The organism is Solibacillus ferritrahens, assembly GCF_037027585.1.
Lineage (GTDB): Bacteria > Bacillota > Bacilli > Bacillales_A > Planococcaceae > Solibacillus > Solibacillus ferritrahens.
Map to the genome: position 1 here is coordinate 143202 of NZ_JAXCLE010000002.1, position 12701 is coordinate 155902.

Below are 12701 nucleotides of genomic sequence, written 5' to 3' on the forward strand. Positions count from 1 at the left end.
ATTTGTAGCGTTTTTTTTATTGTCTTCATAAAGTATGGTAAGGAGTGAAACCGTGCAAATTGGAGAATTAATTAAAGATTGGCCTTGCACTATGAAGGGCTCCATTAGAGTGGAAATAAATCGAGTGGAAGATAACGCCAACCATATTTTACCTGGAGATATTTTTATAGCAAGAAAGGGAAATAAATCGAGTGGTATTTCTTTTATTGATAGCGCGTTGGAAAAAGGGGCGGTTGCTGTAGTCGTAGATGATGAAGCGTATTTTAATACGTCTGAATTATCTGTTCCGATAATATGGGTGCCAAATTGTTTAAGTTTTATAGCCTATGCAAGTGCAAAAATGCATAACTTCCCTGCGGAAGCCTTAAAAGTGATTGCAGTAACAGGAACAAATGGTAAAACGACTGTCACACATTTTATAGGACAAATTTTGAATAATCTTAATAACAGAGCAATGGTAATTGGAACAAATGGGGTTTTTATAGATGGGGAAAAATACTACCCGGATATGGAATCATTAACTACGCTGCAAGCAAAAAATATTCATTTTTTGTTCAGTGAAGCAATCCGTCTCGATATTCCGTACGTCATTTTAGAAGCATCTTCTATAGGGTTGGAAAAACATCGATTGGATTATTGTGATATTGATCTTGGCATTTTCCTAAATGTAACGGAAGATCATATTGAAGACCATGGAAGCTTTGAACGATACAAAATGTCGAAGCAAATTTTAGCAACTTTGGCGAAAAGAAATATTATTAATAGTGATGATAGTGTTTGTCGTTCAATCGGTTTAGCAACTAAAGGAAAGCGTATTTTCTTTGGGAAAGGGAGCCATGTCGATTATTTTTTGCAAACACTGGTCGACGGTCCGTCATCCACTACATGTTGTATTCAGCATAAAAAAGAAAAGCATATTGTGAATATTCCTTTAGTAGGAGACTATCAATGCAGTAATGTACTTGCTGCCATTACTTGTGTGAACCAACTGGATTTCCCATTGGTGGATATTTGCAACGCGGCTCAAAAACTACTATTGCCAGAAGGTAGATTCGAACGGGTAGAAAACCAATTAGGTATATCAATTATCGTAGATTATGCCCATACACCTGATGCGATGAAGATGATTTTACAGACCTTAAAAAAGCATACGACAGGTAGATTAATTGTTGTATTTAGCTGCGGAGGAAACCGGGATCGAGCTAAACGCCCGAAGATGGGTATGATCGCGTCTATATATGCCGATTATATTATTTTAACAACAGACAATGCGCGTGATGAAAGTCCGCAGCTTATTAATAAGCAAATTCGGCAAGGCTTTTCTTCAACGCAATCCTATATTGAACGATTGAATCGAAAAGAAGCGATTGAGCATGCATTAAACTATGCAGAAGTAGGAGATACAATTGTTTTATTAGGAAAAGGTCATGAAAAAACTCAACAAATTGGTGATAAACAAAAGTATTTTTCAGATAAGGTGTTCGTCCAGGAAATGGTAAAACAACTAGAAAAGCGGGTTTAACAACATTGATTTTCCTTTCATTTCTGTTATGATTAAAGTGAGATGGGAGGAATAAACAAATGCTCATGACTTCTGATTGGGTTTTTATTTTAGATGAGGTCGATGAATTAAGTGCGATGATCCTTTCCTCTAAACAAGCCGAAAACTTACGCCTCGCAAAGCAGGCGGTATATGAGGATATAGAATTAAGCGCACAAATTATGGCCTTTCAACGTTTAAAAGATCAATATGAGGATGTACAGCGCTTTGGCAAATATCATCCTGATTACAATACAATTATGAAAAAAATCCGAACAGAAAAGCGTCGGATTGATATGATCGAACAGATTGCGACACTCAAGGTTGCAGAAAATGATTTTCAGGATTTATTGGATGAAATCAGCCTGATTATCGGACGCTCCGTTTCGGAAGCCGTTAAAGTTCCGGTAAGCAATCCCTTTTTTGCTAGTAGTTCCTCTTGTGGCACAGGTTGTGGCACAGGTGGAGGGTGTTCTTGTTCGGCCTAACAATAGAAACACAAAAGCTCCCGTAAAAAAACGGGAGCTTTTGTGTTTTAAAATAAAGTTAATCATTGAAGCCCATTAAAGCAATATACATGGTAAACTTTAACGAATTTATTAAGCAGTCTTACTGTGAAATTTTTTGAATTAAAACTTCTGCTACATCCGGGCGGTTTGTTACAATTCCCATAGCACCTTGACGAAGAAGGCGGTTCATCGTCACTAGATCATCTATATCGCTATAGATTGTTGGTACATTTAATTCCGATAAAAACTTTACAAAACGAGTCGAATCAAAATTGAACATTCCCTGTTTAAGAGGGACTACAAATAAATCGACTTTCGGATGATACAAATGGCCGAATTGACTTGTAAAAGAAGTCATTGCCTTTTTGATATCCCCCTCGCCTGCACCTAGAGCGATGCGATTTTGTGCATACAGATTGAAACGGTCAATTTGTTCGCTATAAGGGCTGGAAACGATAATTTGATACTGAATATCTAATTCTTCTATTAAGCGCCATAGTTTAGAAGGCATTAAACTTCCTTCATACGTATCTGGACTATCCTGAATGTTAACGATAAACAACTTGTCCGGATAGGCTTCAAATAATTCACGTAACGTAACTGCAGCAACATGCTGTTCTCTATAAGGGAATGTACCTTGTAAATCTTCGAAATTATAGCCAATATTAAATTCTTTTAGTTGTTCGAATGTAAAGTCTTTCACAAAACCGGAGCCATTTGTTGTACGATCTATAGTTTCGTCATGAAAAGCAATAATTTCCTCATCTTTTGAAAGACGGACACTGACTGTAAAACCATCGACACCAATTTTCTTTGCTTGATCAAAGGCAAGCAAAGAATGTTCAGGTGCTAAACCTGCTCCACCGTGTTGTGCGATAATAATTGGACGTTCAAATTGCAATGCTTCTTTTGATTCACGCTTTTGTGGTTTCGAAATCGCTTTTGTTCCTGCCCATGCCGCTGCACTTGCCGCAGCAATTGCTAAAGCAACTTTTGTTTTCTTTCCCATTAAATTCGTCCTCCTCTAACCGTACATTGTTAATTGTAAGTTATGTGCAAAAAATAAGGTGTTGAAATCTTAGAATAGTATAGTGTGTTTATGACACGCTACTATTTTCCATTATAACGGAAAATACGTGCAACTGTCTAAACTCTGTTGCTAACAAATTGTACATTTGGTATGCTTTTATTGGATAAGAAGGTAGAAAAACAGAGGGAATTTGTAGAAATTTGTTGTATGAATTGGCTAAATATAAATTTTTTTATAGTAGAAATGGGGAGTTTTCCATGAATGAAAGACAAGGGTTAATTATATACGTTCATCAATTAAAGCACGCGAAGTCGTTAAGAAAGTATGGGCATGTAAATTTCATCTCAAGAAAATTAAAGTATGTTGTAATTTATTGCAACCGAGATGAAATCGAAATGCTGAAAAATAAACTACAACGTCTTCCGTTTGTGAAAGACGTTGTAGAATCATACCGTCCATTTGTAAAAAATGAATTTGAAAATGCAAAGCCTGATAAAGCAAAAGAGTATGATTATAAAATTGGATTATAAATTGCTTATTGCATAGGTGGTATATAATGATTTAATCGTAAAATGCCAATTAGGTATTGATAAAATTGATTTTTTTCCGAAAAAATAGATGAGTGTTTAATTTCGAGGATATTTTCCTGTTGTCCAGCTGCCTGGATTGTTTGTTTAAATATTTGGATTCGCTTTGATAGTTTTTCCTCATTATAAGGGATCCCTTCGCGGCAAATATAAATTGGCATGAATTTGCTTTCGCCTGATGGTTTAAATGCAACGGCAAGTGAAGCAACAGAAACACCCTCATGGTTCGCAGTAAAAACGAACGCGTTATGGAAACGGGTCTCATTTGTTTTAATCAGTTCACAAAGCTCGTAAATATCTCCGTAGCCTTGACCTAGTTCGATAAATTGTTGAATCAATTATAGCACATCCTTTCTTTACAATAGTATCATGACGCAGGAGGATAGGCACTTGAAAATTGCCGTAAGTATTTTTTCGTTTTTAGCCATTTTAATTGGAACTGTACTTTTTATGCAGTTCCAAGTTTATTCAGATGAAGTGGGGAGTGTAGATAAAGGCTACAAGTATTCACAGGAAATTGAAATAGTATATCGTGGGGGAAGCTTGGATATTCGACAACATTTCAAAAATTTGCCGAAAGAAGAGCTAACAATAGAATGGCCGAGAAACTCTATTAACCCGAATTGCTTTATAGAAAATGAACATAGCTGTGCGCGCTTAAGTGAGGATTCCAAGAAGTTTAAAGAAGGGGAAACTAGGGCACAATCTATTTCCTACGTTATTCCATTGGAGAATGGACTGCAGTCGCGGAAATTAATGAAAAATGTATTAGCCACATTAAAAAATGGCAATGTTCAATTTTCAACTGTACATATTACAACAGAACAGGAAATTGAAGGTCAATGGGTAACAGGCTTACCGTTAATTGGTGAGCAAAAACTATCCTTAGTCAACTATTCCATGTTCAGTGGGGAAGGTCCTGTTAAAGATTTATTCTGGCAAGATGGCGGATTTCGATTGCAAAATGAGATAGGTGCTTTATCCATCTATTCAAAAACCCCATTAAAACCAGGATTTTACGAAAAACTGCAAAATGTGAAATTTATAAGTGAAGAGCATTTGGCTGTTATTAACGGTACAAATATAGACGGTATAGAAGGATCTCGTATGCTCTTTTTGCCAAATATAACCGTAGAAAAAGTACAGCAAAAAGTTATTATTACTCAGGTTGAAACAAATTATGATTTTGGAGAAAGTCCACATTGGCTAAAAGAGATGGTCGCATCATTTTTAACTGGTACAGTATTCGGAAGTGAAAAAACGAAATATGTCTCTGCGACAATTACCTCCCAAATGACGGATGATCAGTTGGCAGAGTGGAAAGAGCGTTTACTTGAAATGGAAGGCAAAACCTTGAATACGGAATCATTGGATGCACTATTGTCTGAAGTTTTAGGTGCTTCAACAAAATATTTAACGATGAATGCCCAAACGAATCAGCCATACCCATTTTTATTTAATGACCCAAGAAAAATTTATGTGAACGAGGAAAAACAATCCGATATTCAAGTCGTTTTAAAAGATGCCGAAGTTCTTTATTCTGCAGATTCATTATTAAAACATTTAGGTTATGATGTGAGTATTGGTGAAAATGGGTATTATGTTACGAGTGAGACTCGTGCGTTCCGATTCCCGAATGACTCGGGATTCTATGTATTCAACCAAAGACGTTACAATACGGTTTCATTACCGGTTAAACAAGTTGCGGGACAGTACTTTATTGAAGAGTCATGGTTGCAGCGTCTATTTTTAGTTGAATTAAAAAAGTCGGAGGAACGTATTACAATTACGGCACCTGGAAATTAGTTATCAGAAAGTTTGGTGGAAATCATGCGCGTTGTTGCAGGGAACAGAAAAGGTATGCCTTTAAAGGCGATTACGGGAAATACGACACGTCCTACTACAGATAAAGTAAAAGAATCCATATTTAATATGATTGGACCGTTTTTTGATGGTGGTACAGCAGTGGATTTATTCGCAGGTAGTGGTGGGCTTGGAATTGAAACGTTAAGTCGCGGGGCTGCGCATGCTTTATTTATCGAGAAGGATGCACGAGCTTTTCAAGTGCTCCAGGAAAATATAAAAAAGTGCCGCTATGAAGAGATATCGGAACTTTTTAGAACAGATGCAATGCGTGCGGTAAAAGCATTACTAAAAAGAGATATCGTAATTGACTATTTGTTCGTAGATCCTCCCTATCATAAAAATGAATATTATGATTTAGTGGAAACACTTGTAGAAGGCGGAAAATTGTCCAAAGATGCTATCATTATGTGTGAACATTCTAGAGAAGTGACATTGCCTGAAAGATATGGTGTATTCAACCTAGTGAGACAGGAAGTTTATGGTAGTACAATCATTTCAATTTATCGTCATGTAGAGGAAGAGGGAGAAATCGTTTGACAGAGAAAATTGCAGTAGTACCTGGAAGTTTTGACCCAATAACAAATGGCCATATTGACATTATCCGTCGTGCAGCAGATGTTTTTGATATTGTATATGTTGCTGTATTGAATAATTCTTCAAAGAACCCATTGTTTTCAATTGAAGAGCGTACCGCATTAATAACAGAAGTTACAAAAGATTTGCCGAATATTCGAATTGAAACATCATCGGGACTGCTTATTGATTATGCTCGCGAAAAAAAAGCAAAAGCAATCGTCCGTGGTTTACGCGCTGTTTCGGATTTTGAATATGAGATGCAAATTACATCGATGAACCGAGTGCTTGATGAAAATATTGAAACATTCTTCATTATGTCGAAAAACCAATATTCGTTTTTAAGTTCAAGTATTGTCAAGGAAGTAGCCAAGTATGGCGGTAAAGTGGGCGAGCTTGTACCATCTGTCGTCGAAAAAGCATTAAAAGAAAAATTTAATCAAAAATAAGAGCTTTTGCGGACGAGAAAAACCTCCGCAAAAGCTCTTTTTGTGAATTCTCTACCACAAGCTTTTACTACCAAATCTCTTCTATAGAAAAAATAAAGCAAACAGAAGAGGAATGATAATGCTGTATAGAACTCTAATCATAATATAGGGGCGAATAGCGATATTGGCAGTGCGTGCAATGACGATTACTTGTAAGTGAATACTTAGACTTTGGGTAGTTAATAATACTACAGTAAAAAATAGCAGCATATCCCCATACAAATTTTGGTGAAGCAAAAATAAACCATTTGTCATTTCAAGAAAGCTTGCAATCGCAAGTTCCAAATAGGTAGGAATTGAATCAAATACGACTTCAACACTATGTAAAAACACGTGATAAATCGTCGTGAAAAAAATAATTGTTGTTGCTACAATTAATATTGTCGGAGCGCTTTCTCGAATGCTCGTAGTGAACGGAGTAGGATCTTTCGGCACTCTATGAACTTCATTGGAAAGAGTAGGAACATTTAAATATACGATGATCAGCAAAATGAATGAAAAGCTATGTAAAAGAATTAAATATTGCCAACTAAGTGTAGAGGAATTTAATAGGTCACTACCGACAAATCCAAATAAGAAAAGTGGGCTTGGACAATGGCATATTCCTAGTAAATAGGCAGCTTGTTTTTTGGTAATCGAATTACGCTTCACGAGTTGCGTAATTGTCGCAGCACCTGTAGGATACCCCCCAATTGCACTAATGCCATATGTCTGTATAAATACAAGGAAAGATACGTTTTTATGAGAATGTGTTAATTTCAAAAGCCAATTTGTTAATACTAAATATGGTAATAAATAGGGGAATAATGCCTCCATAAATAGGTTAATGCCAATATCTGCGCCTTCATGCGTTATTTCTGGAAAAAATAATAATAAACTAATTAGTGTAATACATAAAAGGATTGTCCAAATAATTTTCATCCTTTTCAATATTTTGTCATTCGCTCGTTCAAATGCTACACTAATTGTATGCAGACGACGATTGAATTAGTCTTTCAACAAATTTGGGGGCGTTATAATAAATGGGAAATAAAGCTAAATACGCGTTCGGTATTTTTTTCATTATATTAATGGGCTTATCTTTTTATAGGTTGGATTTTTATATTACAAAACCGGGTGGTACATATAATGTAAGTGAGTTTCTGGCAATTCAGAATGGTGATCAGGATGATCAGGGGTCATTTTATATGACGACTGTAGCAATGGGGCAGGCAACACCATTATCCTATGCGATGGCGGCAGTAACAGATTACTATGATGTCGTTAAAATGACCGATGTGCGCCAGGAAGAAGAAGACGATGAAGAATATACGGTGCGCCAATTAAAATATATGACCGATTCGCAGTTTAATGCAACATATGTAGCATTTGACCGAGCGGGGCTTGATTATCAAGTAACATATAAAGGACTATACGTATTGAATGTGCTTGCAGAAGGAGCAGCAGCCGGGCATTTAAAGCCTGGGGATGAAATTGTCGAAGTAGACAATGAGCGTATTGATAGCTTGGAAACGTTTCGTACTATCATTACACCGAAAGTTAAGGGAGATAAGGTTCATCTTGTTGTAAAGCGTGATGGAAAGCTTATTGATCAAAATCTGGAAATAAAAGAAATCCCCGGCTCAGATGGGCGATTTGGAATCGGAATAACCTATTCTGAAAGTAAATCCATTAAAACTGATCCGAAAGTGACGGTAAAAACAGAAGATATTGGTGGTCCATCTGCCGGATTAATGTTTACGTTAGAGCTGTTGAATCAATTAATCGACGAAGATATTACAAAGGGCTATAAAATTGCAGGCACTGGTGAGATGTTGGAGGATGGAACGGTAGGACGAATTGGAGGTATTGAGAAAAAAATTGTTTCTGCTGATAAAGAAGACATCGACATTTTCTTTGCACCTGACGATACCATAACAGAAGCAATGCTTGAGTATAACCCGAGCATTACCTCAAATTATGAAGTCGCCTTTCAAACAGCAAAAGCCATCGATTCAGACATGAAAATTATTCCTGTAAAAACGATAGATGATGCGCTAAACTATTTGAAAAATCTACAACCAAAAAAATAAAAATTAGTAACGTATAGGCGGAGTTTTATAATCTTCGTCTATTTTTTTATTTGAAAATTGTTGTATGCCTAATTGATACATTTGTGTGGCACGTAGGTCAATTGCTAATATCGGGTCTGTAACCGCTCCGACTCTACTTATTAGAGGCAGCGATAGTGACCTCTTAATACCTGAAATATATTGTTGTCCTGTTGTTGTCATTCCTAATATACGAATGTATCGGGGTTCCGAATAGGCATGGAGCTGTTCTTTCGTTACACCGGTATAAATATGTGTAAGCATCCTTTGGAGACGTGTCCACGTATAGCGTTTTGATTTAAGTGCATTCATGAAATCCATATAATTTGAGCTTGAAGCGGCATATTTAATTAACGAATTTTCAAGCCCTTCTGATACATCTGCATACTGTTTTAATTGTTGCGGAGTATGTCTTAAAATAGCATATTTTAACAAAGGCCAAAAGCTTTCCCAGCTGGCGAAATTCTTATGCTCTGCCAGCCAATTTTGCAGTTGATCCGTGCTGGCAGAAGGTAAATATTTAGTAACTTCCTGGAGCGATTGTCCACTGAATAATGCCTGTCGAATACCTGTAGCGCTTGCAATTTCATGATTTGTATCAATCGCGTCATGATAACCCGCTACGATGCGCTGAACTGTAGCAGGTCGCATCGAGCAATGAAGCTGCTCTATTGCTTCGACATAATGAAACCCTAAAATATTGTTTGGTTTACCTAAATCAATGTATGCATTTGGGGAAAGTTGTTTAAGCTGTTCGTAGGCAATAAAGAGTGCTTGTGGGTAGCTTTTTCCGAGTTGAATATTTTCTTTTATAATTTCGTTATAGCGTGCACGATTGTTCTCTATTAAATGATATGTGCTGAGAAAGGGCTCAATGGTACCCTGTTCGCTTCCGAATGCTAATGTTGTACATTGCATTGCCTCTAACAGTTGAACAGCTCCTGAAGCAAATCCAGTGGCCTGTGCGGTACTGAAAATATAAGGGAGCTCAATGACAACATCAACTCCACTTGCGAGTGCCATTTTTGTGCGGTGCCATTTGTCGACGAGTGCTGGTTCGCCTCGCTGTAGAAAATGACCACTCATTACGGCAACGGCAACATCGCTATTGGTTGTACACTTCGCTTCTTTTACATGATGTAAGTGCCCGTTATGAAAAGGATTATATTCAACGATAATGCCAACTGCTTGCATAAACTTCCTCCTTACGATAAAATAAATTTTTGTTCGCATTATTACAATTATAAAAGAATGTAATAATGCATTATGTTAGAATTAACTTGATTATAAGCATGTTTTAAAAGAGTGACAAGAAATTATCTTGACATCTTTTTTTGTAAGCTATATAATCAACAGTGTTGTCTCGAGGTGATTAACGAATGAAATGGTCAATTCATCAATTATCAAAGTTTCGAAAAGACGGAATGCCGATTGATACTTTTGTACAATTGGATGATGTAAAAACTCGTAACACAGATATACGTAACGTTTCACCCGTTCATGTAAAAGGGCTTTGTACTTTAGGTGCATCGCAAATGACTTGTCAATTAACGGTAAGCACTACGTTAACGCTTCCATGTGCTCGCACGTGGGAAGATGTTGAATACCCTGTGAACATCGATACAGTTGAAATTTTCAGTTGGGTAGATGAAGAAAATCGCGGGGATATTGAAGGCGATATCCATTATGTTACTGGAGACGTCGTTGATATGAAACCAGTCCTGGAAGAATTAATTCTTCTGGAAGTACCGATGCAAGTATTCAAAGAGGATACCGAAGGACAAGTGCAAGGCGGTAAAGGCTGGGACTATTCAACGGATGAAGATGTAGAAAAAGCTAAGGAAGTTGACGAACCAAAATTGGATCCAAGACTGGCTGCTTTAGCTAAGTATTTTGATCAAACAGATGAATAAATATCTGTAAGGAGGTGCCATCAATGGCTGTACCATTTAGAAGAACTTCTAAAACTGCAAAAAGAAAGCGTCGTACGCATTTCAAATTATCTGTACCTGGTATGGTAGCTTGCCCAAACTGTGGAGAAGCTAAATTATCTCACCGCGTTTGCAAAGCTTGCGGACAATACAAAGGTAAAGAAGTAGTAGCGAAATAATTCAGTATTTACGCTATATAAAGACTAGTTAAGAGGCCATGGCTCTTAACTAGTCTTTTTTCTATATATTCATGGATTGGCGTGGATAGATTGTCAAACGAATCATGCTCCATTACTATTATGTTAGATTGAAGAAATAGCAAAATATATTTTCTGTTATATTAAAAGTAAAAGGGGATGGGTGAATGGATTACTTAATTCATAATGAAGGCGGAATTATGACATTTACGATTAATCGAGAAGAAAAACGAAATGCAATTAACTATGCTGTTATGGATGGGTTAAAGGAAGTTATTACATACATAAAAAGTCATGATGATGTACGTTTTCTAGTTGTCACGGGTGCCGGTGAAAAATCATTTTGTTCAGGTGGGGATTTATCTGAATTTCATAGTTTGGAAACAGAAGAAGAAGCTTTTGGTATGCTTAATAAAATGGGACAGATTTTATATGATTTAGCGACATTGCCGGTTCCGACAATTGCGTTAATAAATGGTACGGCTGTGGGTGGTGGATGTGAAATTGCGACAGCTTGTGATTTTCGCTTAATCGCCTCTCATGCAAAAGCCGGCTTCATTCAGGGTTCTTTGGCGATTACATCTGGATGGGGTGGTGGAACGTATTTATTTGAGCGAGGTTTACGTCATGACCGAGCTTTGAAGATGTTGGTCGATGCAAAGCCGTATGATGCGCAAACCTTATTTGATATAGGTTGGGCTATGCGTGTATATATTGAAGGGACAAAAGAACAGGCGCTTGCGGATTTTATCGAACATATGGCAAAAATCCACCCTTCTGTCCACCAGGCCTACAAAGAAATTGAATTAAGGAAATGGCGTGAACGTAACATGTATGAGCGCGTCATGGAAGAAATCAGATTATGTGCAAAGCTATGGGAGTCCGAAGCGCACCATAAAGCGGTACAAAATTTCCTGAATAAGAAAAAATAAATTTGTATAAGATTTATTAATGAACAATGTTATATAAAGCAAGTTGATTGGAGTGGAGGGGGTGACTTTTGTGGAAGTGTCCGAACCCAAATGGCAATCAATTCCCCTAGTTACGATGAAAACTATTTTTCTCGTAACTTTTTTTGTTTTTAAGTCTATTTTGTTCATCATGGCATATAGTAGTAAAAAATATGAGGTGGTGCAACTGTGGAACAAAAAAGAAGGAAAGATCAATGGACAATTACAGATGATGAAAAGTTAGCTGAAATTGTTATTCAAACGGTGCAAAATGGACGTACACAATTAGAAGCGTTTGAAGAGGCAGCACAGCAATTGAACAGGACAAAACAAGCGTGTGGTTTCCGCTGGAATAAAACATTACGTGCACAGTATGGACAGGTGCTAAATAGCGTCAGAAAGCGTCCTAAGCAATTAATGCGCAGTCATCTGAAATTAGCCCTATCCAGCTTCGAAGAATTGACAGAGGCGTATAACGATCTGGAAATGAAATATTCAGAACTGCAATCGGACTATGACAAAATTTCGAAGTGGCTTCAACAAGGAGTTACTCTGACAAAAGGTAAAACAAGTTGAAGGAAATGAGGCAATAGATAGAAATAAAATTATTTTTCGAGAAAATATTTGTAATTAATTTTAAGGCTACTTACAATAGAAGTAGAAACATAGCGTAATAATGCGCAAATATCTTCTAACAAGGGGGCCTTTTAGTATGGCAGAAGTAAAAGCACAAATGGCAGGTACGGTATTTGAAGTAAGTGTTAAAGAAGGGGACAGTGTGACAAAAGGGCAAACGCTTATTATTTTGGAATCTATGAAAATGGAAATCGCTCATGATGCAGAATCCGATGGAACAGTGGCGAAAGTTGTAGTAGCTGAAGGAGATTTTGTTGAAGAGAATGATGTATTAGTAGAACTAGCATAAGCGATGGAGGAATGA

Annotated in this window: 16 protein-coding genes; 12 read left to right on the top strand and 4 right to left on the bottom strand. The window is 37.0% G+C overall.

The window, feature by feature from the left end:
* Positions 1–52: 52 nt before the first annotated feature.
* Entirely contained in the window at positions 53–1522 is a 1470-nt protein-coding gene (locus SNE38_RS02785) for a UDP-N-acetylmuramoyl-L-alanyl-D-glutamate--2,6-diaminopimelate ligase (RefSeq protein WP_336045827.1), read from the top strand.
* Between the two features lie 59 nt (positions 1523–1581).
* Complete coding sequence (locus SNE38_RS02790) at positions 1582–2028, top strand: YlbF family regulator (RefSeq protein WP_336045828.1); 447 nt, start codon at positions 1582–1584, stop codon at positions 2026–2028.
* Positions 2029–2149: 121 nt separating this feature from the next.
* On the opposite strand, the gene SNE38_RS02795 is transcribed toward SNE38_RS02790, so the two are convergent.
* Positions 2150–3058, bottom strand: a complete 909-nt coding sequence (locus SNE38_RS02795) for a glycerophosphodiester phosphodiesterase family protein (protein WP_191702273.1) — start codon at positions 3056–3058, stop codon at positions 2150–2152.
* Positions 3059–3336: 278 nt separating this feature from the next.
* Here SNE38_RS02795 and SNE38_RS02800 point away from each other — a divergent pair, with 278 nt between their 5' ends.
* Complete coding sequence (locus SNE38_RS02800) at positions 3337–3609, top strand: YlbG family protein (protein ID WP_191702274.1); 273 nt, start codon at positions 3337–3339, stop codon at positions 3607–3609.
* A 5-nt stretch (positions 3610–3614) separates the two neighbouring features.
* Here the strand turns inward: SNE38_RS02800 and SNE38_RS02805 are convergent, their stop codons facing one another.
* Entirely contained in the window at positions 3615–4004 is a 390-nt protein-coding gene (locus SNE38_RS02805) for a DUF7147 family protein (protein ID WP_191702275.1), read from the bottom strand.
* 52 nt (positions 4005–4056) lie between these two features.
* Here SNE38_RS02805 and SNE38_RS02810 point away from each other — a divergent pair, with 52 nt between their 5' ends.
* From SNE38_RS02810 to coaD, 3 genes are read left to right on the top strand one after another with little or no spacing between them, the layout of a single operon-like run.
* Positions 4057–5472 carry an RNA polymerase II gene (locus tag SNE38_RS02810; RefSeq protein WP_336045829.1) on the top strand — a complete coding sequence of 472 codons (1416 nt, stop codon included), beginning with the start codon at positions 4057–4059 and terminating at the stop codon, positions 5470–5472.
* A 24-nt stretch (positions 5473–5496) separates the two neighbouring features.
* On the top strand, positions 5497–6069 hold the full coding sequence (rsmD, locus tag SNE38_RS02815) for a 16S rRNA (guanine(966)-N(2))-methyltransferase RsmD (protein ID WP_336045830.1): 573 nt from the start codon (positions 5497–5499) through the stop codon (positions 6067–6069).
* Positions 6066–6554, top strand: a complete 489-nt coding sequence (gene coaD, locus SNE38_RS02820; RefSeq protein ID WP_191702278.1) for a pantetheine-phosphate adenylyltransferase — start codon at positions 6066–6068, stop codon at positions 6552–6554. Before rsmD ends, coaD begins: the two co-directional genes overlap by 4 nt.
* An 81-nt stretch (positions 6555–6635) precedes the next feature.
* Here the strand turns inward: coaD and SNE38_RS02825 are convergent, their stop codons facing one another.
* On the bottom strand, positions 6636–7514 hold the full coding sequence (locus SNE38_RS02825) for a hypothetical protein (RefSeq protein ID WP_336045831.1): 879 nt from the start codon (positions 7512–7514) through the stop codon (positions 6636–6638).
* Between the two features lie 101 nt (positions 7515–7615).
* Between SNE38_RS02825 and SNE38_RS02830 the strand changes: the two genes are divergently transcribed.
* Positions 7616–8665: a SepM family pheromone-processing serine protease gene (locus SNE38_RS02830; RefSeq protein ID WP_191702279.1), complete on the top strand. Its 1050-nt coding sequence runs from the start codon at positions 7616–7618 to the stop codon at positions 8663–8665.
* Between the two features lie 3 nt (positions 8666–8668).
* On the opposite strand, the gene SNE38_RS02835 is transcribed toward SNE38_RS02830, so the two are convergent.
* Complete coding sequence (locus tag SNE38_RS02835) at positions 8669–9877, bottom strand: nucleotidyltransferase (RefSeq protein WP_191702280.1); 1209 nt, start codon at positions 9875–9877, stop codon at positions 8669–8671.
* A gap of 185 nt (positions 9878–10062) precedes the next feature.
* Between SNE38_RS02835 and SNE38_RS02840 the strand changes: the two genes are divergently transcribed.
* From SNE38_RS02840 to SNE38_RS02860, 5 genes are all read left to right on the top strand, one after another.
* Complete coding sequence (locus tag SNE38_RS02840; RefSeq protein ID WP_336045832.1) at positions 10063–10596, top strand: YceD family protein; 534 nt, start codon at positions 10063–10065, stop codon at positions 10594–10596.
* Positions 10597–10619: 23 nt separating this feature from the next.
* Positions 10620–10793: a 50S ribosomal protein L32 gene (gene rpmF, locus SNE38_RS02845; protein ID WP_008403415.1), complete on the top strand. Its 174-nt coding sequence runs from the start codon at positions 10620–10622 to the stop codon at positions 10791–10793.
* Positions 10794–10978: 185 nt separating this feature from the next.
* Positions 10979–11743 carry an enoyl-CoA hydratase/isomerase family protein gene (locus SNE38_RS02850; RefSeq protein WP_191702282.1) on the top strand — a complete coding sequence of 255 codons (765 nt, stop codon included), beginning with the start codon at positions 10979–10981 and terminating at the stop codon, positions 11741–11743.
* Between the two features lie 207 nt (positions 11744–11950).
* A complete protein-coding gene (locus tag SNE38_RS02855) occupies positions 11951–12337 on the top strand; it encodes a transcriptional regulator (RefSeq protein ID WP_191702283.1) in 387 nt (128 codons plus the stop codon).
* Positions 12338–12473: 136 nt separating this feature from the next.
* A complete protein-coding gene (locus SNE38_RS02860) occupies positions 12474–12686 on the top strand; it encodes a biotin/lipoyl-binding carrier protein (RefSeq protein ID WP_191698509.1) in 213 nt (70 codons plus the stop codon).
* The last annotated feature ends 15 nt before the right edge of the window (positions 12687–12701 follow it).